The following is a 21,077-nucleotide window of genomic DNA, read 5'->3' on the forward strand; positions in this document are numbered from 1 at the left end:
TGATCAGCTCACAACTCTTCGGTCAGAGCGGAGTCGATCAATGCCTTCAGGGTGCCAGGCTCTACGGCACCGATCACGCGGGCACGGACACGGCCCTGGCGGTCCAGCACCAAGGTGGATGGAACCGCTTGCAACGGGACGTACTTGGTCATCGCCAGCTGGATGTCCCCGGAGGTGTCCTGTACCGACTCATAGGGAATCTCGAAAGTGCGCTCGAAGGCCTTCGCCGCTTCGGCTTCATCGCGTACGTTGACGCCAATGAATTCGACTTTCTCTCCAAAGCCTTCAGCGATTTCCTTCAGATCCGGTGCCTCGATGCGGCACGGAGCGCAGGCGGCATACCAGAAGTTCATGACTACGGGCTTGCCCTGCCACTGCGTGAAGTCGATATCGGTGCCATGGTAGGTCGTGGCCTTGAGGGCAACCGGTTCGCTGCGCTTGGAGACTTCGTACTCTTCCACGGCGCCGTCGCCAGCGATGTAGTTCTTGCCGTCGCCGCTGTTTGCTTGCGCGGTCAGCGCATCTTCCTTGCCGCTGCAGGCAGCCAAGGGCACCGCGGCGGCGGCAACCATGAGCGAACGCAACATGGTGCGGCGGCTCAAGTGGCGAGGATTAGGCACAGGATCTGTCATTTTGCTTTAGGCTCCAGGGATATTCGCCGCGCCGGCAAGTAGCTCGGGGCACGGTTCGGTGTAACGCACGGAGACCAAATCGTCTCCCTCAAAATCAAAGCTGGTGATGGAAGCCAGGGTGCACTCGCGCTGGCGCGGATCGTGCCACAGCGGCTTCTTCTCGGCGGCGCGGCGCGTGACCCAGATCGGCAACTGGTGGCTGACGATAATCACTTCCGCTCCTTCACCGTGCTCGGCGAGGGCGGCCTTGCGGTGCTCATCCATGGCCAGGCGCATGCGAGCAACCTGCTGGGCATATGGTTCGCCCCATGAAGGCTTCAGCGGGTTGACCAGCAGCGGCCAGTACTTCGGCTGGCGCAGGTGCTCCGCAACCTTGGACAGCCCTTCCAGCTTGTTGCCGGCTTCGATAACCCGCTCGTCGGTGTGGACTTGCAGATCCAGAGCATTAGAGGTTGGCGCGGCTGTCTGCTGGGCGCGCAGGAGCGGTGAGGCCACCAGGCGCACGACGTTGCCGCCTTCTGCTTGGCGCTTGGCAAAATATTCTCCTGCCCCATCGGCCATCTGGAATCCGAGTTCCGAGAGCCCGAAGCCGGGGATCCTGCCGTAGAGCATACGGTCAGGATTGAAAACTTCCCCGTGGCGCAACAAATGGACTGTCGATAAAGGCATGCCTCCAGTGTCTCAAATATTCGGTGCAAATTAGCCATATTGTGGCCACCGTCAACTATTCACAGGACACGCATTGGAATCCCATATGGAAAAACCATCCTTTCGGAGGGGTTGCTCACAATCGACTGCCACTACGCTTAGTTAATAAGACAGTTCGACCCAGAAGGACGCATCATGAGCGACAACGATCCTAACCAGCCGGGCCAGCCCTACAACCCGGGCCCTTCCGGCCAGGGTTCATCGCAGAACCCGTACGGCGAAAACCCCTATGGCCAGCAGCCCTCGCCATACGGCCAGAACCCGTACGGCCAGAATCCGAATCCTTACGGGCAACCGCAGGCACCGGGCTACGACCAGTATGCCCAGCAGGGCGGTTACGCCGGCGTGCAGCCACCGACCGAGCGGCCGCGGACCTTGGCTATCGCCTTTGGCTTGATCATGCTCGCGGGCATCTTCAGTGCCCTCGCCAGCTGGCTGATGACCAACTCCAACATGATGGCCAACATGATTGGCCAGCAGTGGTCGCTGGTGCAAGAAGAGTTCCAGAACCAGATGCAGAGCACCCCGGGCATGGAGCAGGATCCACTGGTTGAACAGATGATGGCAAGCCCTGAGGCCTTCATGGCCCAGGTCAATTCCATGATGTCGACCTTCGTGATTATCTCCATGATCATCACCTTGGCCCTGTATTTCCTGGTGGGCTTCTTCGTTGGCCGCGGCGTGGGAGCCATGCGAATTATCGCCACGATCCTCGGTGCGCTTTCACTGCTGAATCTGGTGACTATCGTTCCAATGATCAGCATGTTCGCTGACACTCAAGCCGGAATTATCAACGCTGTCTACGTTGTGGGCATCTTGCTGGGCATTGCAGGCGTGGTCTTCGCCTGGTTGCGCCCTTCTTCGCAATACATTGCGCAGCGCCGCCAGGCTCGCCTGGCCGGCTTCCGCTAAACGCATGGCCGAGCCTCTTCGCGAGGCCCGGCAGGGAGAATAAAGGCGTAGCCGCTCCATCCACCCAAGGGATGACGCGGCTACGCCTTTTGTCGTCTGCGCGGCTTCAGCCTTGCACGGCGAGGTATGCCAGGATCTGCAATTCAGTGGAAAGATCAACGCGCCGCAGGTTCATGCCCGCGGGTACGCGAAGCGGCATCGGTGCGAACGAGAGCACCGAGCGGACCGAAAGTGCGGCCAGTTCGTAGACCAGGTCCTGCGCAGCATCGCCCGGAATTGCCAGAACAGCGATGTTGATTTCTTCGCGTTCAACCACTGCGGCCAAGTCCGCGATCGCTTCCACGTGCAGCTCGCCGACCGGGCTGCCGACCAGTGCGGGGTCGATATCCAGGATCGCCTTGACGTTGAAGCCACGAGTCCTGAAGCCTGCATATCCGCTGAGCGCGCGCCCCAGGTTACCGGCGCCGAGGATGGCCACACGCCAGTCCTGGTTCAGGCCGAGGGTGCGGCTGATATGTTCTGCCAGTTCGCGGACCACGTAGCCCACCCCGCGGGTTCCGTAAGAACCCAACCAGGAAAGGTCTTTGCGCAGGATGGAAGGGTTCACTCCAGCTTCCTTGGCCAGCACCCCGGAACTGGTGCGTTCCAGGCCCTGGGCTTCCAAGGCGTTCAGCGCGCGCAAGTACTGGGTCAGTCGAGCCAGCGTGGCCTCAGGCAGGACCCGGGCTTCAAGCTCTGACATCTTCGTTCTCCCGCACTTTTCGGTGCTCTTGAAGAGCACAACGCATTTTCATTTATTCGGCAGCGGCTAGCTGCTCAGTAGTCGTTCCAGACGCTGTGCGTCGATATGCCAGAAGTCGCGGACTTCTCCGTTGATCAGCAGAACCGGCACTTCCTCGTGGTGCTTGGCCAGCAATTCAGGGTGCTGGTCAATATCCAGTTCGGAAAACTCCATATTCAACCGGCCAGTCACCTCGGCCACGGTTGCGCGTGCGGCCTGGCACAGGTGGCAGCCTTCTCGAACCAACAGCTGGATCTGATTCAAAGTACTCACCTGCCTATAATCTCACGAGCCGTAACCGCCCTTAAACTTGGCAATGAAATAAACTGGATCAAATGTCTTCCATCGATCATCACCCCAGCCCGAATTCCGCCCTGGCTCCGGACACGGTCGCCGCTTTCTTCGATGTCGATAACACCCTTGTGCGCGGTGCATCGCTGTATCTGCTGGCCCGGAAACTGCATGAGCGCCGTTTCTTCCAATTCCGCGAAATCCTCTGGTTCGCGCTCAAGCAGTTGCGCTTCGCCGCGCGCGGTGAGCATCTGGGGGACATTCACCAGATTCGCGACCGTGCGTTGATGATGGTCCGAGGGATCCCGGTGTCCGAGATCGAGCAGATCGGCAACGAGATCTATGACGAATACATCGAACCCAAGCTTTGGACCGGTACGGTAGCCATTGCTCGCCAGCATCGGACGGTGGGCCGTGAAGTCTGGCTAGTCACTGCCACTCCCCTGGAAGTGGCGAATGTCATCTCGCAACGTCTCGAACTTACCGGTGCATTGGGCACCGTAGTGGCCAGCGAAGACGGTTTCTACACCGGAGCGCTGGCCAGCCCGATCCTGCACGCTGCAGAAAAAGCGCAGGCGGTGCGCACCCTGGCGAAGGCTCGTGGCATCTCGCTGTCGAAATCATGGGCGTACTCGGATTCCTACAATGATGTTCCCTTGCTTGAAGCTGTGGGACATCCCGTGTGCATCAATCCCGATGCGCGGCTTCGCGCCTACGCCAAGCGCCGCGGCTGGCAGGTCTACGACTTCCGCACCGGCCAGCGAGCTGCCAAACTAGGCCTGAAGGCCGCTGGAGTGCTTGGTGCGCTCTGGGCGGCGCGACGGTCCATTCTGCGCCGTTCCGGCTCTTAGACCGGCGCTGGGCGGCTTTGGATAAAGCAATCGCCACCGTTCAACAGTTTCACTGTGAAGCGGTGGCGATGATTGCCAAGCGGCAAATGCTCAGAAGTAGATTTACTTCTTATTACGACGCTGGTGGCGGGTCTTACGAAGCAATTTGCGGTGCTTCTTCTTCGACATACGCTTGCGGCGCTTCTTGATAACAGAGCCCATAGTGGTTCCTCACAAACTAAATAAATGCGTCAACCCCAAATGCCTGCTTGCGCGCGAGCCCAAGGACAAGGTTGACCGGACGTTAAACGTTCCTTAACAGATTACCCGCTTTTCGGTCATGCTCTGACCATCGCGCGGACTATCGACCGTAAGAACCGGTACCGTGCTGCGGATCAATGGCCGCGGCATTCAGATATGATTCCACGGCGTTTTCCGGAACGCGATAGGAGCGACCGAACTGAACAGCAGGTAAATCACCGGCGTGGATCAGCCGATAAACGGTCATTTTGGAAACGCGCATCATGTCGGCCACTTCGGCCACAGTCATGAAACGGGCTCCGGCAAAATTCTGTTTATCCGTCATGCGGGATATTCTCCTGACGCTGATCTCTTATTCGTCGCGTTAATTTAGCGAAGATGAACTTACACGACTTTGGATCAACATCGGCGGTTCAGGTTCACGTTCGCTTTGTACTAGTCTAATCGCACTTTTGTAACTTTTGCATCACGAAACACACACGTGACCATCTGAATCACATTTTTTGATGCCTGAACGAGACAATCCGCGTGATTTCACCGGGTCCCCAATGAATTCACGCGGATTGCAGCGCTGCAGATTATTAGATGACGCCCTGTGCGAGCATTGCGTCTGCGACCTTCACGAAGCCCGCGATGTTGGCACCGGCGACGTAGTTCCCCGGCATGCCGTACTCGTCTGCAGTAGCAGCACAGCTGGTGTGGATGCCGACCATGATCTCAGTCAGGCGACGCTCGGTGTGCTCGAAGCTCCATGCATCGCGGCTGGCGTTCTGCTGCATCTCCAGAGCCGAGGTAGCAACACCACCAGCGTTGGCAGCCTTGCCCGGGCCGAAGAGCACCCCTGCATCCTGGAAGATCGAGGTCGCTTCAGCGGTGGTAGGCATGTTGGCGCCTTCGGCCACGGCGACGGTGCCAGCAGCAACCATCTTCTTTGCAGCCTCAGCGCCCAATTCGTTCTGGGTGGCGCAGGGCAGTGCCACGGTGCCTGCAACGTCCCAGACGCTGCCACCGGCAACGTACTTGACCTTCTTGGTGCCACGGCGTTCGGCATACTCGGAGATGCGGCCGCGCTCAACTTCCTTGATCTGACGCAGCAGGTCCAGGTCGATCCCGCCCTCGTCAACGATGAAGCCGGCCGAGTCGGAAGCCGTAACGACCTTCGCTCCCAGTGCCTGCGCCTTCTCGATGGCGTGGATTGCCACGTTGCCCGAACCGGAAACGACCACGCGCTGGCCATCGAAAGTCTGGCCGCGGGTCTTGAGCATTTCTTCAGTGAAGATCACTGCGCCGTAGCCGGTGGCTTCCGGGCGAACCAGGGAACCGCCCCAGCTCAAGCCCTTGCCCGTCAATACGCCGGACTCGTAGCGGTTGGTGATGCGCTTGTACTGGCCGAAGAGGTAACCGATTTCGCGGCCGCCAACGCCGATATCGCCAGCTGGCACGTCGGTGTATTCGCCAATGTGGCGGTAGAGCTCAGTCATGAAGGACTGGCAGAAGCGCATGACTTCGCCATCGGACTTGCCGCGCGGGTCGAAGTCCGAGCCGCCCTTGCCGCCGCCGATGGGCATGCCGGTCAGGGAGTTCTTGAAGATCTGTTCGAAGCCCAGGAACTTGACGATGCCAAGGTAAACCGATGGGTGGAAACGCAGACCGCCCTTGTATGGGCCCAGAGCCGAGTTGAATTCAACGCGGAAGCCGCGGTTGATCTGCACGCGGCCTTCGTCGTCAACCCATGGCACCCGGAAGATGATCTGGCGTTCAGGTTCGCACAAACGCTGCAGGATTGCGGCTTCGGCGTATTCAGGATGCTTGACCGATACAGCTTCAAGGCTGTCGAATACTTCCGTGACGGCCTGGTGGAATTCTGCTTCGCCGGGATTGCGGCGGAAGACTTCGTCGCGAATCGTCGCTAAGTGCTTATCCAAGTTTTTCTCCTCATCACTTGGGGCAGGCACAGGCGCACAAGGGGCCTCGTTGCCGGCGTCACTGCCCCGCACACGAGAATGCCATGCTTGGGCATTCTGAACAAAATTTTCATGTTATAAAACAGGATTGCGGGCGTAACTTAAAAGATTGACCATATTGCACGGTTGCAGCGCCGATGACTGGACAAGAGCTAGCGCCGACGCCCGAACCGCGGAAGTTTCTCGAAAAACTCCTGCGCACGTCCAGTCACTTGTTCCAGGCCTTGGCCAACGCGCCGGCCGATCTGCTGAGCGGTTGGATTCGACACCGCGGCCAGCTGCCCCTCGGCTTCGGCCTGCGTGGCTGCCAGATCCTGGCCCGCCGGTTGGGCAGGTACCAAATCGGCGCACCAGCGCACGAGGTCTTCCAGCGCTGAGGTGTCAATGCTGTAGATGCGCCGCTGCCCGGCAGCGGCCATGCTCACGAGTTCAGCTTCGCGCAGCACCTTCAAGTGCTTGGAAACAGTCGGCTGCGAGATCTCCAGTTCAGTGACCAGGGTACCCACTGCTTTCGGCTCGTTCTTGAGCGCTTCTATAATCTTTCGTCGGGTTGGTTCAGCCAACGCCGAAAACACTTCATCAATTGCCACACACATAACCCTAACGGCATATGAACGGTTGGCCATCGATTACCATGCCTAAAATGCTGTGAAGTCTCGCCTCTGTCTCCGGTGGCCGCAGCCATGCGAGGCTAGTCGAACCATGGATCGAGCCCGAAAAGCGGGAATATCTCCTTGCGTGTAGCAATGATGGTTCGGTCCACCGGATCGGCCGGATCATAGCCGACTTCCCAATTGCGCCACCACAGCTGGGCGTCATCGCCCATGAGGTAAGGCATGGCACGGCCGTACCTTTCCAGAACGTAGCGGCGGAAGGTCTCGGGAACATAGGTACGCAACGGCACCGGCTTGCCGGCAACAATCGCCGTCAGGTGGGTCCAGGTACGCGGCACGACGGCGGTGACGTTGTATCCCCCGCCTCCGGTAGCCAGCCACCGGCCTTCGCACAGCTCATCTGCCAACTGGGATATATCCAGGGCCGCCTGTCGTTGCGCATCGACAGACAGCTTCAGGTTGGTCATGTCATCATCGCGGTGCGCATCGCAACCGTGCTGGGAGACGATGATTTCGGGCTTGAAAGCGCGTACCAGCTGCGGAACGATCGCATGGAAGGCACGCATCCATCCGGAGTCCCCGGTCATTGCCGGCAGAGCAACATTTACTGCGCTGCCTTCGGCGTTCTTGCCGCCGATTTCATTGGCGAATCCCGTGCCGGGGAACAGCGATAGCCCGGATTCATGGATGGAAATGGTCAGCACGCGTTCGTCATCCCAGAAGATCGACTCGGTGCCATCCCCATGATGCGCGTCCACGTCGATGTAGACCACGCGTTGGGCACCCTGCTCCAGCATGCGATGGATCGCGGCAGCAGCGTCGTTGTAGATGCAGAAACCGCTAGCCTTGCTTTTCGCGGCGTGGTGCATGCCGCCGGCGAAGTTCACCGCACGGACCACGTTTTGGTCCATGATGGCTTGGGCCGCTGCTACCGAACCGCCAACAATGCGTCCGGCGGCTTCATGCATCCCGGCGAATACCGGGTCGTCCTCGGTGCCCAAGCCGAATTCTTCGGCAACCAGTGTTGGATCCTGGCTCACCCGCCGCACCTGATCGATATAGCTCTGGTCATGGACGGAGCCGATGACCGCATCGTCGGCAATATCCGGAGCCTGTATCGTGACGTTCGGCGCATCGAAGATATCCAGCTCATCGCTGAGCCGATAGGTCAGTTCTAGCCGCGAAGGGTGCATGGGATGCCAGTCGCTGAATTTGTACTTCAGATACTCTTCATCCCACATCACCATGGTGGGCCGTGGGGCATGCTGCGGATCTAACACGATTTCAGGCTACCCGATAGTGACCCAACTCATGAATTCATGGCAGTTTGCGCGGCTTGTCGGGTCTTTAGCCGGGCAACACAAGCGTTTAGCGGTGGAAACGCGTAAATTACTAGAAGGACTTCAAATCCTCATGGCAAAGAACTGTTCCCCAGGAAACGGCGAGTAATAAATGAGCACAGCCAGTGCATCGGGCCCCAGCGCCCGGGCAGCTGAAATGCGCGAGCAGCGACGCAAGAAATGGCTGACCGTTCGCATCGCAGTTGCGGACTTCACCGTGCGCTCCCCCGCGCGCTTAACTCTTGGCGCCTTCTTGCTGGCAATCACGTTGTTCACCTCCCTGCTCGCGGCGCCGTTTTCCTCGGCCACAGGGGAAGCCACCGCGCTGCATGACGCATTATTCACCGCGGTGTCGGCAGTTTGCGTTACTGGCCTAACGACCGTCTCCACCGCTGTGCACTGGTCATTCGCCGGCCAGCTGATCATGCTGGTCGCAACGTTCATGGGCGGCCTGGGCATTCTGACCCTGGCCTCCATCATGTCCTTGGCGGTATCCCGCAAGCTGGGCGTGCGAGCCAAGCTGATGGCGCAGAATTCGATGAACAGTTCTGGAGCCTCAGCGCTGGGTGAAGTAAGCTCATTGCTGCGCATCGTGATCCTCACGGCGATCAGCCTGCAGGCGGTCATCGCGCTCTTTCTGATCCCGCGTTTCTACATTCTGGGTGAAAGCGTCCTGTCGTCCATCTGGCATGGAATCTTCTATGCCGTTTCGGCTTTCAACAATGCAGGCTTCACCCCGCACTCCGACGGATTGGTTCCCTACGAAACCGACCTGTGGATCCTGGGCCCATTGATGGCCGGCGTGTTCACCGGTTCCTTGGGTTTCCCGGTGATCATGGTGCTGCTGGCGCACAAGTTCAATATGAAGAAGTGGAACCTGCACACCAAGCTGACGATGCTCACCACCACTATCCTGCTCTTTGCCGGATCCTTCTTGTGGCTGATCTTCGAATGGGCCAATCCCAAGACCATCGGCGGCTTATCGATCAGCGAAAAGCTCATTCATGGGCTCTTCGCCTCGACCATGACCCGTTCGGGCGGCTTCAACCTGGTGGACCAGAACGACATCCACCAGGTGACCATCTTGTTGACCGACGCATTGATGTTTGCCGGTGGCGGTTCAGCTTCGACTGCTGGCGGCATCAAGGTCACCACCATTGCCGTGATGTTCTTGGCGATCTTGGCCGAGGTCCGTGGCGATACCGATGCGAAGGCCTTTGGCCGGCAGATTCCGCAGGGCACCATGCGCGTGGCCATCTCCGTGGTCGCCATGGGTGCTTCGCTGGTGATGGTCGCTACCGGCGCGCTTGTGACCATCGACGAATCGGTGGGCTTCTCGCGAGCACTGTTCGAGTCGATCTCGGCCTTTGCTACCGTGGGCCTGAGTAGCGGGGTTTCCCAAGAATTGCCTCCGGCCGGCAAGTATGTGCTCAGCGCGTTGATGTTTGCCGGACGCATCGGCAGTATTACGCTCGCCAGCGCATTGACCATGCGCCACCGCAATACGCTGTTCAGACTCCCAGAAGAAAGGCCGCTCATTGGCTGACAAGAACATAGACCACAATGCCCCGGTGCTGGTGATCGGCCTGGGCCGCTTCGGTGCTTCTGTCGCTGAAACGCTGGTCAAGCAGGGGCGCGAAGTGCTGGCCATTGAGCGCAGCCCGGAGCTCGTTCAGCAGTGGGCCAGCACCTTGACCCACGTGGTCGCGGCCGACGCGACCAATATTGACGCCCTGCGCCAGCTCGGCGCCCAGGAATTCTCCTCTGCCGTCGTGGGCGTGGGTACCTCCATCGAATCATCCGTGCTGATCACCGTGAACCTGGTGGATCTGGGCATCGAGCATCTGTGGGTCAAGGCCATTACGCCCTCCCATGGCAAGATTCTTACTCGCATCGGTGCCAACCACGTCATCTACCCGGAAGCCGATGCCGGTGTACGTGCCGCGCACCTGGTCGGTGGCCGCATGCTCGACTTCATCGAATTCGATGACGGATTCGCCATCGTGAAGATGTACCCGCCCAAGGAGACCCAGGGCTTCACCTTGGCCCAGTCCCAAGTCCGCTCTAAGTACGGGGTGACGATCGTTGGCGTGAAGTCCCCGGGCGAGGATTTCACCTACGCCATGCCGGATACCATGGTGACGCGCCGAGATGTCCTGATCGTCTCGGGGCACGTGGACCTGCTCGAGCGTTTCGCAGCACGCCCGTAGGACTCGAGGATCGGGAATACGGCGATGGCCGGCAACCAATTGGTTACCGGCCACCGCCGTATTGAATGCTCGTTCCTAGCCGAGCTCTTCACTCAGCTGCGCTGCACGGGCGGCTGCCGCTTGCGTGCCCGCAGCAATAATCTTTGGAATTCCCTGCTCATCGAAGGTGGCGATAGCCTGCTCGGTGGTGCCCTTCGGGCTGGTTACCGCCTTGCGCAGGCCCGCGGGATCCGCGTCAGGGTTCGAGAGCATCTTGCCAGCACCGGCCACAGTGGCACGTGCCAGCGCGATTGAAAGCTTTTCATCCAAGCCCATGGCCACACCGGCATTGGCCATGGCCTCAGCCAGGTAGAAAGCATAGGCCGGACCGGACCCGGAAATTGCCGAGAGCGCATTTTGCTGCTCTTCGTCGATGACGTGCACGTCGCCGGATCCGGAGAGCAGGTCGGTGACCAACTTGGTCTGCTCGTCGCTCACGCTCGCCGCTGGGCTGATTCCCACCACGCCGGCACCGACCATCAAAGGGGTGTTCGGCATGGAACGGATGACCGGCTGGCCAGCTGGCAGATGAGACTGCATGCTGCTCAGGGTGATAGCGGCGGCTACGGAAACAACGACCTTCTGCGCGTCCAGCGATCCGGAAATCTCCTCGCACAGTTCGGTGATGCCTACCGGCTTCACGCCCAGGAAGATAATGTCTGCGCTGGAGGCAGCCCGACGGTTGGCTTCGGGATCTTCCTCGCTGACCAAGACGTTGATGCCCAATTCGCGCAGTTCCGCTACGCGATTATCGCTTCGCACGGTAGCGGTGATGAGCTTCGGGTCATGGCCCGAGGCGATGATGCCACGCAGGATGGCGCCGTTCATGGAGCCGGCGCCGAGGAAGGACAGGGACAGATTCTTTGTTGCTTCACTCATATGGCTATTGTGTCATTGGCTTGGGGTCGCTGCCGACTGTTAAGTGCTGGCGGGCAAATTCTAGGGTCTTTCCCAGCCATTCTTCTTTTTGCCCGGTGTTGCGAGCTTTGCGTGTGGAGACCTCGACCGCTACGGTTCCGCTCCAATTGGCATCACGCAGATATTGCAGCGTTTCGGCCACCGGTTGGGTGCCCAGGCCTGGCACGAGGTGCTCGTCTTTGCCGTTATCCAAACCATCGCACAGATGAACGTGCGCCAGTCGCTGGCCCAGGTCCTCGACAGCTTGGCGCGAATCCATATTGGCAATCGCCGCATGGGAGAAATCCCAGGTCACATGCTGGTAGTGCTGCGGGACTGGGTTCCAGTGCGGAAGGTACATTTTCGCTTCACGGCCCCGGGCACGCCATGGGTACATGTTTTCCACGGCGATTTTCATCCCCGTGGTCTCAACCAATCGCTGCACGCCTTCGGCGAATTCTTCGGCGTAGGCGCCCTGCCACCTGAATGGCGGATGGGCGACAACCACATTTGCGCCGACCGCTTGGGCCAGGATGACCGAACGTTCGATCTTTGCCCAAGCAGAGCCCCACACCTGCTGGGTGAGCAGCAGTGTCGGTGCGTGAATGGCCATGATCGGCAGTTGGTACTTGTCCATCAAGGCTTTGAGCGCGGTCGCAGATTGGCTGGCTGCGTTGCCGGTGATCAGCACTTCCAGCCCGTCGTATCCCACGTCCTTGGCCATCGCGAAGGCGTCATGGACGGTCAGCGGATAAACTGACGCGCTAGAGAGGGTGACTGGCACCTTCATTGTGCTCTTCTGGTCTTCCATGCTCTTGCCTCCTGTTACCGTGTCCACTGTGCGGGCACCGCTTAGCCAAGAAGGTTAGCTGCTGGGTTTGGCGAGAAATTTGTACTTCTCGTTATCCAGAGCTACTTCCCCAACTCCAACGCTACTACTGAGCGGTGTCGCAGAGTCAAACATCACGTGATCAAAACGTCGCAGCATCAAGCCTTCGCGAATCGCCCAAGGGCAAATCCGCACAGTTTTCAGTTTCAAGGCACTCATCGCTTCATGAGCGACAATCGCCCCGGCAAGCAGTTGCGGGGCGCGAATCTCTGAGACACCGGGCAGTTCTGCCCGTTCAGCCCAGCTCATCGCGGTCAATCGGTTGGTCCACAATTTCAATGCGTCGCGATTGAGCACGCGCTTAACATAGGGGCCTTCCGTGCTCGGCGCGGCTCCGGTGATGCGAGCCAGCGAGCGGAAAGTCTTGGAAGTAGCGGTGGCCAAGGTGGGCTTGCCATACTGGCGCAGCTCGGTAGTTGGGTCCGTGAGAACGTCGCGCACGTACGTACGCAGTTCCTTGACTTCCTTAATGGACGGCAGGTCGTTTGGTAGCCATTCGCGGGTCAGCCGGCCGGCGCCCAGGGGCACGGAGAAGGCTGTTTGCGGGAACTCGTCAACGCCCAAGGCCAGCTCCAGCGAGCCTCCACCCATATCCAGGTTCAGGATGGATTCCGAAGACCAGCCAAACCAACGGCGTACGGAGTAGAAGGTCATGCCGGCTTCTTCTTCGCCGGTCAGTTCCATCAAGCTCACGCCCGTCTCAACCTCGACCCGTTCCAGGACGGCAGCACCGTTGGAGGATTCGCGAATCGCTGAAGTGCAGAAAGCCATGAAGTCCTCAACCTGGTGGTTTTCGGCGAACTTGGCGGCTTCCTTGATGAAGGAGATCAGCTCGCGCTGGCCCTCTTCAGTTATGGCGCCATACTCATTGAGGTAGCGCACCAAGGACAAGGGTCGCTTGTGCGAGGCATAGGGAACCGGGCGGGCTCCCGGATATGCATCGACGAGCAACAGGTGAACGGTATTCGAACCGATATCCAATACACCGAGTCTCATGGTGCGCTCCTCGTTAGGCCTGGCAAGAAAGACTAGTCAGTCTTTTTCGCGGTCGTCTTCTTGGCCGTAGCCTTCTTCGCCGGGGTCTTCTTGGCTGCTGGCTTCTTGGCCGGCGCCTTCTTTGCCGTGCGCTTCACCGGTCCGCGGGCACGTTTGTCTGCCAGCAGCTCGATAGCCTGCTCGCGTGTCAGTTCCTCCAGAGAGGTAGTGCGCGGAACGGTGATGTTGGTGACGCCATCGGTGATGTACGGACCGAAGCGGCCATCCTTGACCACGATGTTCTTCTCGCTGGTCGGATCCACTCCGAACTCGGCCAATGGCGGTACCGCGGCACGACGGCCACGCTGCTTCGGCTGCGCGTAGATCGCCAGCGCTTCGTCCAAGGTGATCGTGAAGATCTGCTCTTCGCTCTCGATCGAGCGCGAATCGCTGCCCTTCTTCAGGTACGGACCGAAGCGGCCGTTCTGCACGGTGATCTCTTCGCCTTCAGCGTCAGCACCCAGCACACGAGGCAGGCTCATCAGCTTCAGGGCATCTTCCAAGGTCACTGATTCGACAGTCATGGACTTGAACAGCGACGCGGTGCGCGGCTTGACCTTGGTTGGCTTCTTCGGCGGCTTCGGCTTGCCATTCTTGTAGTACTCGACCGGCTGGGCCGCCAATTCCTCTTCGGTTGGCTCCGGGATGATCTCGGTGACGTAAGCGCCGTAGCGGCCATCCTTGGCTACGATCTGGCGACCGGTTTCCGGATCAATGCCCAAGTGCATTTCGGAGACCTGCGAGTTGGCAAAGAGCTCCTCTGCCTTTTCAGCAGTCAGCTCATCCGGGGCCAGATCCTCAGGCACGTTGGCGCGCTGCGGCTCGGTGCCTTCCTCGGCGCCTTCCGGGATGGCACGTTCCAGGTACGGGCCGAACTTGCCCACACGCAAGGTGATGTCGTCGGTGACCTTGATCGAGTTGATCGCACGGGCGTCGATGTCGCCGAGGTTATCGACCACATGCTTCAAGCCTTCGGATTCGGTCTCCGCGCCCTTGCCGAAGTAGAACAGGTTCAGCCAGTCGGTGCGGGCACGATGGCCCTTGGCGATCTCATCGAGATCATCTTCCAGGCGGGCGGTGAAATCGTAGTCCACGTACTTCGCGAAGTGCTCTTCGAGCAAGCGGATCACCGAGAAGGCGATCCAGCTCGGCACCAGGGCGCCGCCCCGCTTGGTGACATAGCCGCGGTCCATGATCGTGGAGATGGTTGGCGCGTAGGTCGACGGGCGGCCGATCTCGCGCTTTTCCAGCTCGGCCACGATCGAAGCTTCGGTGTAACGAGCCGGCGGGGAGGTTTCGTGGCCCAGAGCGGTCAGCTCATCGCCAGCCAGCTGCTGGCCCACAGACAGCTGCGGCAGTCGGGCCTCGGCATTCTCTGCTGCGGCTTCCAGAGCCTGCTCGTCCTTGCCCTCCTCATAGGCGGAAAGGAAACCGCGGAAGGTGATTACGGTGCCAGAAGCCGAGAACTCGGCCACGCGCTGATCGCTGGCGGTACCCTGCAGCTTGATGGTGGCGGTGAAGCCCTTGGCATCGGCCATCTGCGAGGCGACGGTGCGCTTCCAGATCAGCTCGTACAGTGCGTACTCATCCTTGGACAGCGAGGAACGCACGTCCTTCGGGCGGCGGAACATGTCGCCGGCCGGGCGGATTGCCTCGTGGGCTTCCTGCGCGGCATCGTTCTTCGCCTTGTAAACGCGCGGCTTGGCTGGAACGGAATCCGCGCCATACAGTTCGGTTGCCTGCTTGCGCGCGGCATTCACTGCCTCGCCCGAGAGGAAGACCGAATCGGTACGCATATAGGTGATGTAGCCGTTTTCATACAGCCGCTGAGCGATCTGCATGGTGATCTTGGAGCTCCAGCGCAGCTTGCGGGATGCTTCCTGCTGCAGCGTGGAGGTGGTGAAAGGGGCCGCCGGACGACGGGTGTACGGCTTGTCCTCGACGGAGGTCACCGCAAAGCCGGTGTCCGACAGGTTCGCCACCAGCGACTGGGCCGACTCCTGATCCAGGTGGGCCAGCTTATTGCGGGTGGTCTTCAGCTGGCCGCGGTCATCGAAGTCACGGCCGGAGGCGACACGGGCGCCGTCCACTGCCGAGAGCTTGGCTGCGAAGCCTTCGCCTTCACTGGTGGCGAAGTTGCCCTTCACATCCCAGTATCCGGCGGGGATGAAGGCCATGCGTTCGCGTTCGCGCTCGACGACCAAACGGGTTGCCACGGACTGCACGCGGCCTGCGGACAGCCCGCGAGCCACCTTGCGCCAGAGCACCGGTGAAATTTCGTAACCATAGAGGCGGTCCAGGACACGGCGGGTTTCCTGGGCGTCGACGAGGTCGGTATCGAGCTCGCGCATGTTTTCCAGTGCGCGGGCGATGCCTTCCTTGGTGATTTCGGTAAATGCCAGGCGGCGTACCGGAACCTTTGGCTTCAGGACCTGCAGCAGGTGCCACGCGATGGCTTCGCCTTCGCGGTCCGCATCGGTTGCGAGGTAAAGTTCGTCAGCTTCTTTGAGCTTCGCCTTCAGTTCGGAAACGCGCTTCTTCTTGTCCGGGTAGACCATGTAGTAAGGCTCAAAGTCGTTGTCCAGATCGACAGCGAACTTGCCTACTGAGGTCTTTTTCAGCTCGGTTGGCAGTTCTGAGGGCTGCGGAAGGTCGCGGATATGGCCCACTGAGGCATCCACGTCAAAGCCTTCACCCAAATATTTGGCGATCGACTTCACCTTGGCAGGAGACTCCACGATTACGAGTTTCTTACCAGTCTTTTCCTTGGCCTTGGGGGGCACAGCACTCCTTTAGACAACACGGACCTTGGACACCCATTTCCGGGCCCTGATCGATCCGCCATCGCAGCTTCGTTCTTCATGCCTACTCTATAAGCACATTTCCCGATGATCTTACACCGAAGAATCTGCGCTCCCTGAGCCGGGCATACTTATGATGATGCCTCCCCCATGCTCTGGTATTCGGGAAGCAATGAGATTAAGTAGAACATACGCCGCGAATCAATACTGCGTTCCTCGGCTGTTGCCTGTGCCTCGTATTCGTAGACCAGATCCAGCATTCTGCGGTTGAACTCGCGTTGCTTGGCTTCCGAGAGGAAGACCAAACCGCTAGTCAGCATCGGCGGACGATCGGGGTCCGGAGCGATTCCGGTCTTCGCTTCTGCCTCGCGCCGCTGGACTTCAGCATTGAGCCGGGTGCGGAATGCGTTCAATTGCACGTTCAAGTACGCAGTTTTGGCGTTCGCCGAGTCGATCTGCGTGTTCAGCTCTAGCCGTTCACCAGCCGCTCGCCAGCGCCGCTCGCGTGCGTCTCCTTCGCTGGCAGCACGAATCACGTACCCGTACTTCTCCAGGGCCCGGAGGTGATAGCTCATGGCGCTAGGTGTCAGCGCACACAGGGATGCAAGTTCTGTAGCGGTGCGGGTGGTCTGCGAAGCAAAGAGCTCATCCAAGACGATCAGTCGAGCGTCATGGGCCAACGCTCGAATCGCCTGGGGGTCAGTGATCGAGACAACTTGTGGGATTTCCGCCTCATCGCGCGAGGCGGCCCCACCTTGTTCCTCAATTGTGTTCCGTGTCATAGGGAAAAACTTTAGCGCTTGTTTCACATTTTCTGAAGCAGGCCATGTCGCAAGAGTCGCTTCACTGCTTCATAAAGCAGGTCCGCGAAGTCTTCTTGCCCTTCTCCAATCAAGGAATCCAACGCGTTGACTAGTTGCGATACCGACAAATCACCATCGCAGGCGGAAACAAATCCTGCCTGCGCGGTATCAAGCAATTCAGTACGGCGCAGCCCTGCCCCCTGCCGCAGCAAGATCACCCCGGGGTGCTCCGCCCCCGGACGCTGATGGCGCTCCTCAGTAACATCCTCGGCCACCAGCAGGTGCCAATCCTTGAACCCTTCATTGGCGGCTGCCAGCTGGTCGGACATGGCAATGTCCCGCTGCAGGGTCGGGGCCAGCGGCTGTTCCACCTGGTGCGAGATCTGCTCGTAGCGCTGCAGTACCGGATGGCCTGCGGCTGGACGGCGGAAGTACACCAGACCGAAGCCGATGGCACCCACGCCGCGGGACTCGAAGTCATCGAGGTATGCGTTGTAGGCGGAGATGTATGAAGTGCTGTCCTCGGTCTGGGAAGAGTCGCGCAGCCATGTCTCGGCGTAGCCGCTTGGCGTTGTCTGCTCGCGCTCGATCACCCATACGTCCAGCTGGTCGCCGAACCACTGGCGCACGCGGGCATCCCACGGCTGGTTAGATTCATCATCTAGGCGAGGAATCTCCCAGTTTGACAGCATTTGCATGCAGCCACCCGGCGCCAGGAAGCCAGGAGCCTGCTCGATCAAGGTGCTCACTAGGGTATCGCCGGCCATTCCGCCATCACGGTAGGTGAACCGGTCCTTGGCGCGCTCGTTGCTGCTTCGCGGGGTAATCACGAACGGCGGGTTGCTGGCGATCAGGTTGAAAGTGGATCCAGCCACCGGATCGAACAGGCTTCCCTGGAGCAGGGTGACCCGCGATTCGAGGTTATCCGGATCCAGTTCCAAGGCCTGGTAGTTGAGCATCAGGTTGAAGCGGGTGAAGCCCAGGGCTCGGGCCGACAGGTCGGTGGCGGTAACATGCTCCGCGTGCGAAAGCAGATGGAACAGCTGGATGCCGCAGCCGGTACCCAAGTCCAGTGCGCGCTCGACCTTTTCGCGGATCGTGATCTGCGCCAGGGTCAGGGACGCCTGGCCAATGCCCAGCACATGGTCGGTGCGCAACACGCCGGGACGCTGGTGGGCACCCAGGTCGTGGGCCACCCACAATTCACCGTCAGCATCGGAGGAATGCAGCGCCAGGGCAATCTTGGCCCGGTAACCGGTAGCCCAGGACTCGATCAGGCCCAGCTTGAGCAAGCCGTCGGTCTTCAATGTCGGGAAGGCGGCATTGATGGCCGCGTCTTCCTGGGTCTGGCCCATTTGGAAGAGGCGAACCACGCAGGCAAGAGAGCTATCTGGCCTGCTACGATCCAGGTTTCGCAAGGCAGGGTGGAGCTGGTCGCGGGCAAATGCTGCCGCAGTTTCCTCACCAAGCAGCCCCGCAACATTTTCATAGTTGTACCCGACATCAGTGAGGTCTTTGGCTAGCGAGTCGATGAGCAGTTGATTGTAGCTCTGGGGAGCGTCATCAATGGAAGAAAATTCAGCAGCATTCACACCTCCAAGTCTACCGAGTAACTCAACCGGTGATAGCTAGGCCAGGCAAACTACGGCAACCTATGATGTGGGCATGACCCAAGTAACGGTGACCTATCTCCAGCAACTCGACTCCGCTGATGTCATTCGCTCGGCCAAGTCCTTGCCCGAGGACGCCCGGATCGAGCTGGCGAAGGAGATCACCCCGGAATTTTCGCGGTTCCTGTATCAGAGCGTGGGCAGCGAATTGAACTGGGCTGACCGCCTGGGATCGACCCGAGACCAGTGGGACGAAGTGCTCCGACGCCCGGGCTCTGAAACCTGGGTGCTCTACCAGCACGGTGCTCCCCAGGGGTACGTGGAGCTCGTCACGGAAGTCGCGGACGCCGGCAGCGAGGTCGAGATCTTCTACTTCGGCTTATTTCCCGAAGCTACCGGCCGCGGCCTTGGCGGGGTGCTGCTCAGCGAAGCACTGCAACAGGCCTGGACCCTGGGTTCACGATGGCCGCAGCTGCCTGCAGTCAGCCGGGTATGGCTGCATACCTGCTCATTGGACGGACCGGCGGCGCTACCGAACTACCAGGCGCGAGGGTTGAGTATCTACCGGACCGAGGTGGAACAGGTCGAAGTCAAGGATGCGTCGCGCGGAATGTGGCCGAAGGTGACCGCATAGAAAACGCGGCCTGGACTTATGGAAAGTCCAGGCCGCCTTTGGTGAAAGCTGAAGTTAGGCGTCTACGGTGCTGCAGTCTGGGCAGCGGCGCAGTGCTTCGTCCTTTGCGCAGTCCTCGCAGAACAGGCGCAGGTTGCGGCAGGCCGGGTCCGAGCAGTTCTCGAACTTGTTGGTTGGACCCTGGCAGCCCACGCATTCACCGATGGTGACAGCGTCTTCGGAGAACTCGGTGTGCATGCGCTTATCGAAAACGTAGAGAGAGCCTTCCCATAGGCCTTCATCCCCGTACTTCTCGCCATAGCGGACGATGCCGCCCTGCATCTGGTACACCTCTTGGAATCCGCGTTTGACCATCAAAGCCGAAAGCACTTCGCAGCGAATGCCGCCGGTGCAGTAGGTGACCACCGGCTGGTCCTTCAGGTGGTCGTACTTGCCCGAATCCAGCTCGGCAACGAAATCGCGGGTGGTATCCACTTCGGGGACAATCGCGTCCTTGAACTTGCCGATCTGCGCTTCGAATGCGTTGCGGCCATCGAAGAAATGGACCTTCTCGCCGGTCTTCTTCTTGTTGTCAACCAGCTCGTGAAGCTCTTCGGGGCGCAAGTGGGTGCCACCGCCGACCACACCGTTCTCGTCAACTTCTAGTTCGCCAGGAGCGCCGAAGGTCACGATCTCGTCGCGAACCTTGACGGAGATACGCGGGAAGTCTTCTGCCGAACCTTCCGACCACTTGATATCCATCTTCTTGAAAGCTGGCAGTTCTCGCGTGGCCTTGACGTAGGCCTTGACTGCGGAGATCTCGCCACCAACGGTGCCGTTGATGCCGTCTTTGGAGATGATGATGCGTCCGCGCAAGCCCCAGCGCTCCAGTAGCGAGCGCTGCCAAAGGCGGATTGCCTCCGGGTCTGGGAGCGGAGTAAAAGCGTAATACAGAACAATACGATGAATGGCCACCCTACAATGTTAGTAGCTTTTGGCCGCGAAACGCCGAGGAAAAGAGCAATGTCACATTGATCTTTCCCGAAAATATCGGGCTCTCGGCCAGTGCAATAGTTCCAAGTAGGCAACGATTAGTTCAATGTCAGCTAATTCCTAGGAAAGACAAGGTAGGGTCAAATTATGGCATCAAACGCAAGCGATGAACTGATTGGCACCTGGGTAGCAGGCTGGGCTGGGGCTCGTGGTTATGAAACCCGCAACGAAGGACGGGTCCACGCTGCGCTGCGCCACGACACCACTGAAGACTGGGAATACGTCATCTATGGTCCCTCCAAAGAGGAACTCGCAGCAGTAGCCGAGACCCTGACGAAGCACCCGAACCGTCGGCTGACGGCTTTCGACGACTCCGCCGAGAACCTGGTTGCCATTGCGGCTGAAGTAGGCCTGCAGGTCACTGCCGATGACGAAGCACTGATGGTCACCGAACTAGCCGTGCACGACGTCGAGGTCCCACTGCCTGCAGACGGCTTCGTCTTCCAGATTGAACGCGATGGCACTCATGCCTACGTTTCGCTGCATCCCGAGGACAACCAGGAAGTCGTTGCGGCATCCGGCCATGTCTCAGCAGTTGGCGGATACGCAATCTTCGACCGCATCATCACCGGCGCCGATTTCCGCCGCAAGGGCCTAGGTACCCTGATCATGCGTGCGCTGGCTTCGCTGGCCCAGGAACACGATGTTGATGAAGGCCTGTTGATCGCTTCGGTCGATGGCCAGCAGCTTTACGCTTCGCTGGGCTGGACTTCGCTGGGCAAGGTTGTCATGTTCAAGGCCTAGAGCCTCCAAGATTATCCTTATCGCCGTGCTTGACGCTTCCGCGTCAAGCA

At 59.6% G+C, this 21,077-nt stretch carries 22 protein-coding genes; 6 read left to right on the forward strand and 16 right to left on the reverse strand.

All coding sequences use genetic code 11. The features are described 5' to 3' along the window. Positions 1 to 8: 8 nt before the first annotated feature. Positions 9 to 632: a TlpA family protein disulfide reductase gene (locus AAZQ98_RS14205; protein WP_434693159.1), complete on the reverse strand. Its 624-nt coding sequence runs from the start codon at positions 630 to 632 to the stop codon at positions 9 to 11. A gap of 6 nt (positions 633 to 638) precedes the next feature. Beyond that, on the reverse strand, positions 639 to 1,301 hold the full coding sequence (locus AAZQ98_RS14210; RefSeq protein ID WP_434693161.1) for a histidine phosphatase family protein: 663 nt from the start codon (positions 1,299 to 1,301) through the stop codon (positions 639 to 641). 174 nt (positions 1,302 to 1,475) lie between these two features. Here AAZQ98_RS14210 and AAZQ98_RS14215 point away from each other — a divergent pair, with 174 nt between their 5' ends. Next, a complete protein-coding gene (locus tag AAZQ98_RS14215) occupies positions 1,476 to 2,252 on the forward strand; it encodes a DUF3824 domain-containing protein (RefSeq protein WP_105656954.1) in 777 nt (258 codons plus the stop codon). Between the two features lie 106 nt (positions 2,253 to 2,358). Here the strand turns inward: AAZQ98_RS14215 and AAZQ98_RS14220 are convergent, their stop codons facing one another. Beyond that, on the reverse strand, positions 2,359 to 3,033 hold the full coding sequence (locus AAZQ98_RS14220; protein ID WP_286134124.1) for a redox-sensing transcriptional repressor Rex: 675 nt from the start codon (positions 3,031 to 3,033) through the stop codon (positions 2,359 to 2,361). Positions 3,034 to 3,060: 27 nt separating this feature from the next. Then, positions 3,061 to 3,306: a glutaredoxin family protein gene (locus tag AAZQ98_RS14225; RefSeq protein ID WP_332485935.1), complete on the reverse strand. Its 246-nt coding sequence runs from the start codon at positions 3,304 to 3,306 to the stop codon at positions 3,061 to 3,063. A 62-nt stretch (positions 3,307 to 3,368) separates the two neighbouring features. Between AAZQ98_RS14225 and AAZQ98_RS14230 the strand changes: the two genes are divergently transcribed. Next, complete coding sequence (locus AAZQ98_RS14230) at positions 3,369 to 4,175, forward strand: HAD family hydrolase (RefSeq protein ID WP_434693164.1); 807 nt, start codon at positions 3,369 to 3,371, stop codon at positions 4,173 to 4,175. Positions 4,176 to 4,277: 102 nt separating this feature from the next. Here the strand turns inward: AAZQ98_RS14230 and AAZQ98_RS14235 are convergent, their stop codons facing one another. The 5 genes from AAZQ98_RS14235 to AAZQ98_RS14255 form a co-directional block, all read right to left on the reverse strand. Beyond that, complete coding sequence (locus AAZQ98_RS14235; protein WP_005504750.1) at positions 4,278 to 4,376, reverse strand: 30S ribosomal protein bS22; 99 nt, start codon at positions 4,374 to 4,376, stop codon at positions 4,278 to 4,280. A gap of 139 nt (positions 4,377 to 4,515) precedes the next feature. Then, on the reverse strand, positions 4,516 to 4,740 hold the full coding sequence (locus tag AAZQ98_RS14240) for a helix-turn-helix domain-containing protein (protein ID WP_013349804.1): 225 nt from the start codon (positions 4,738 to 4,740) through the stop codon (positions 4,516 to 4,518). 256 nt (positions 4,741 to 4,996) lie between these two features. Next, positions 4,997 to 6,340, reverse strand: a complete 1,344-nt coding sequence (gene gdhA, locus AAZQ98_RS14245) for an NADP-specific glutamate dehydrogenase (protein WP_434693169.1) — start codon at positions 6,338 to 6,340, stop codon at positions 4,997 to 4,999. Positions 6,341 to 6,531: 191 nt separating this feature from the next. After that, positions 6,532 to 6,975: an ArsR/SmtB family transcription factor gene (locus AAZQ98_RS14250; RefSeq protein WP_434693171.1), complete on the reverse strand. Its 444-nt coding sequence runs from the start codon at positions 6,973 to 6,975 to the stop codon at positions 6,532 to 6,534. A gap of 95 nt (positions 6,976 to 7,070) precedes the next feature. Then, positions 7,071 to 8,240 (reverse strand): acetoin utilization protein AcuC, encoded by a 1,170-nt coding sequence (locus tag AAZQ98_RS14255; RefSeq protein ID WP_434693201.1) that lies wholly within the window; start codon positions 8,238 to 8,240, stop codon positions 7,071 to 7,073. A gap of 205 nt (positions 8,241 to 8,445) precedes the next feature. Here AAZQ98_RS14255 and AAZQ98_RS14260 point away from each other — a divergent pair, with 205 nt between their 5' ends. After that, on the forward strand, positions 8,446 to 9,879 hold the full coding sequence (locus AAZQ98_RS14260) for a TrkH family potassium uptake protein (protein WP_434693174.1): 1,434 nt from the start codon (positions 8,446 to 8,448) through the stop codon (positions 9,877 to 9,879). Between the two features lie 25 nt (positions 9,880 to 9,904). Continuing rightward, complete coding sequence (locus tag AAZQ98_RS14265; protein ID WP_105657082.1) at positions 9,905 to 10,543, forward strand: potassium channel family protein; 639 nt, start codon at positions 9,905 to 9,907, stop codon at positions 10,541 to 10,543. A gap of 75 nt (positions 10,544 to 10,618) precedes the next feature. Here the strand turns inward: AAZQ98_RS14265 and proC are convergent, their stop codons facing one another. From proC to AAZQ98_RS14295, 6 genes are all read right to left on the reverse strand, one after another. Next, complete coding sequence (gene proC, locus AAZQ98_RS14270) at positions 10,619 to 11,461, reverse strand: pyrroline-5-carboxylate reductase (protein WP_434693177.1); 843 nt, start codon at positions 11,459 to 11,461, stop codon at positions 10,619 to 10,621. 4 nt (positions 11,462 to 11,465) lie between these two features. Beyond that, positions 11,466 to 12,290, reverse strand: coding sequence for a sugar phosphate isomerase/epimerase family protein (locus AAZQ98_RS14275; protein WP_105656960.1), 825 nt, complete (start codon positions 12,288 to 12,290; stop codon positions 11,466 to 11,468). A 54-nt stretch (positions 12,291 to 12,344) separates the two neighbouring features. Then, positions 12,345 to 13,364, reverse strand: coding sequence for a Ppx/GppA phosphatase family protein (locus AAZQ98_RS14280; protein ID WP_434693179.1), 1,020 nt, complete (start codon positions 13,362 to 13,364; stop codon positions 12,345 to 12,347). A gap of 32 nt (positions 13,365 to 13,396) precedes the next feature. After that, entirely contained in the window at positions 13,397 to 16,186 is a 2,790-nt protein-coding gene (topA, locus tag AAZQ98_RS14285) for a type I DNA topoisomerase (RefSeq protein WP_434693181.1), read from the reverse strand. 149 nt (positions 16,187 to 16,335) lie between these two features. Next, on the reverse strand, positions 16,336 to 16,986 hold the full coding sequence (locus AAZQ98_RS14290; RefSeq protein ID WP_105657083.1) for an ArsR/SmtB family transcription factor: 651 nt from the start codon (positions 16,984 to 16,986) through the stop codon (positions 16,336 to 16,338). A 23-nt stretch (positions 16,987 to 17,009) separates the two neighbouring features. After that, positions 17,010 to 18,599: a DUF7059 domain-containing protein gene (locus AAZQ98_RS14295; protein ID WP_434693185.1), complete on the reverse strand. Its 1,590-nt coding sequence runs from the start codon at positions 18,597 to 18,599 to the stop codon at positions 17,010 to 17,012. A gap of 73 nt (positions 18,600 to 18,672) precedes the next feature. Between AAZQ98_RS14295 and AAZQ98_RS14300 the strand changes: the two genes are divergently transcribed. Further along, entirely contained in the window at positions 18,673 to 19,251 is a 579-nt protein-coding gene (locus AAZQ98_RS14300; RefSeq protein ID WP_434693187.1) for a GNAT family N-acetyltransferase, read from the forward strand. 54 nt (positions 19,252 to 19,305) lie between these two features. Here the strand turns inward: AAZQ98_RS14300 and AAZQ98_RS14305 are convergent, their stop codons facing one another. Then, positions 19,306 to 20,205, reverse strand: a complete 900-nt coding sequence (locus tag AAZQ98_RS14305) for a rhodanese-related sulfurtransferase (protein WP_105656965.1) — start codon at positions 20,203 to 20,205, stop codon at positions 19,306 to 19,308. A gap of 165 nt (positions 20,206 to 20,370) precedes the next feature. Here AAZQ98_RS14305 and AAZQ98_RS14310 point away from each other — a divergent pair, with 165 nt between their 5' ends. Continuing rightward, positions 20,371 to 21,027 carry a GNAT family N-acetyltransferase gene (locus AAZQ98_RS14310; RefSeq protein WP_105656966.1) on the forward strand — a complete coding sequence of 219 codons (657 nt, stop codon included), beginning with the start codon at positions 20,371 to 20,373 and terminating at the stop codon, positions 21,025 to 21,027. Positions 21,028 to 21,077 lie beyond the last annotated feature (50 nt).

The sequence above is a fragment of the Glutamicibacter sp. Je.9.36 genome (assembly GCF_051129975.1).
Taxonomy (GTDB): Bacteria; Actinomycetota; Actinomycetes; order Actinomycetales; family Micrococcaceae; genus Glutamicibacter.

Excerpts from the sequence above, each read along its gene's own strand:
- AAZQ98_RS14215 (WP_105656954.1), top strand. The coding sequence starts at position 1,476 with ATGAGCGACAACGATCCTAACCAGCCGGGCCAGCCCTACAACCCGGGC.
- AAZQ98_RS14310 (WP_105656966.1), top strand. The coding sequence starts at position 20,371 with ATGGCATCAAACGCAAGCGATGAACTGATTGGCACCTGGGTAGCAGGC.
- AAZQ98_RS14300 (WP_434693187.1), top strand. The coding sequence starts at position 18,673 with ATGACCCAAGTAACGGTGACCTATCTCCAGCAACTCGACTCCGCTGAT.
- AAZQ98_RS14250 (WP_434693171.1), bottom strand. The coding sequence starts at position 6,975 with ATGTGTGTGGCAATTGATGAAGTGTTTTCGGCGTTGGCTGAACCAACC.
- AAZQ98_RS14240 (WP_013349804.1), bottom strand. The coding sequence starts at position 4,740 with ATGACGGATAAACAGAATTTTGCCGGAGCCCGTTTCATGACTGTGGCC.
- AAZQ98_RS14205 (WP_434693159.1), bottom strand. The coding sequence starts at position 632 with ATGACAGATCCTGTGCCTAATCCTCGCCACTTGAGCCGCCGCACCATG.
- AAZQ98_RS14255 (WP_434693201.1), bottom strand. The coding sequence starts at position 8,240 with ATGGTGATGTGGGATGAAGAGTATCTGAAGTACAAATTCAGCGACTGG.
- AAZQ98_RS14260 (WP_434693174.1), top strand. The coding sequence starts at position 8,446 with ATGAGCACAGCCAGTGCATCGGGCCCCAGCGCCCGGGCAGCTGAAATG.
- proC (WP_434693177.1), bottom strand. The coding sequence starts at position 11,461 with ATGAGTGAAGCAACAAAGAATCTGTCCCTGTCCTTCCTCGGCGCCGGC.
- AAZQ98_RS14290 (WP_105657083.1), bottom strand. The coding sequence starts at position 16,986 with ATGACACGGAACACAATTGAGGAACAAGGTGGGGCCGCCTCGCGCGAT.
- AAZQ98_RS14230 (WP_434693164.1), top strand. The coding sequence starts at position 3,369 with ATGTCTTCCATCGATCATCACCCCAGCCCGAATTCCGCCCTGGCTCCG.
- AAZQ98_RS14280 (WP_434693179.1), bottom strand. The coding sequence starts at position 13,364 with ATGAGACTCGGTGTATTGGATATCGGTTCGAATACCGTTCACCTGTTG.
- AAZQ98_RS14210 (WP_434693161.1), bottom strand. The coding sequence starts at position 1,301 with ATGCCTTTATCGACAGTCCATTTGTTGCGCCACGGGGAAGTTTTCAAT.
- AAZQ98_RS14275 (WP_105656960.1), bottom strand. The coding sequence starts at position 12,290 with ATGGAAGACCAGAAGAGCACAATGAAGGTGCCAGTCACCCTCTCTAGC.
- AAZQ98_RS14235 (WP_005504750.1), bottom strand. The coding sequence starts at position 4,376 with ATGGGCTCTGTTATCAAGAAGCGCCGCAAGCGTATGTCGAAGAAGAAG.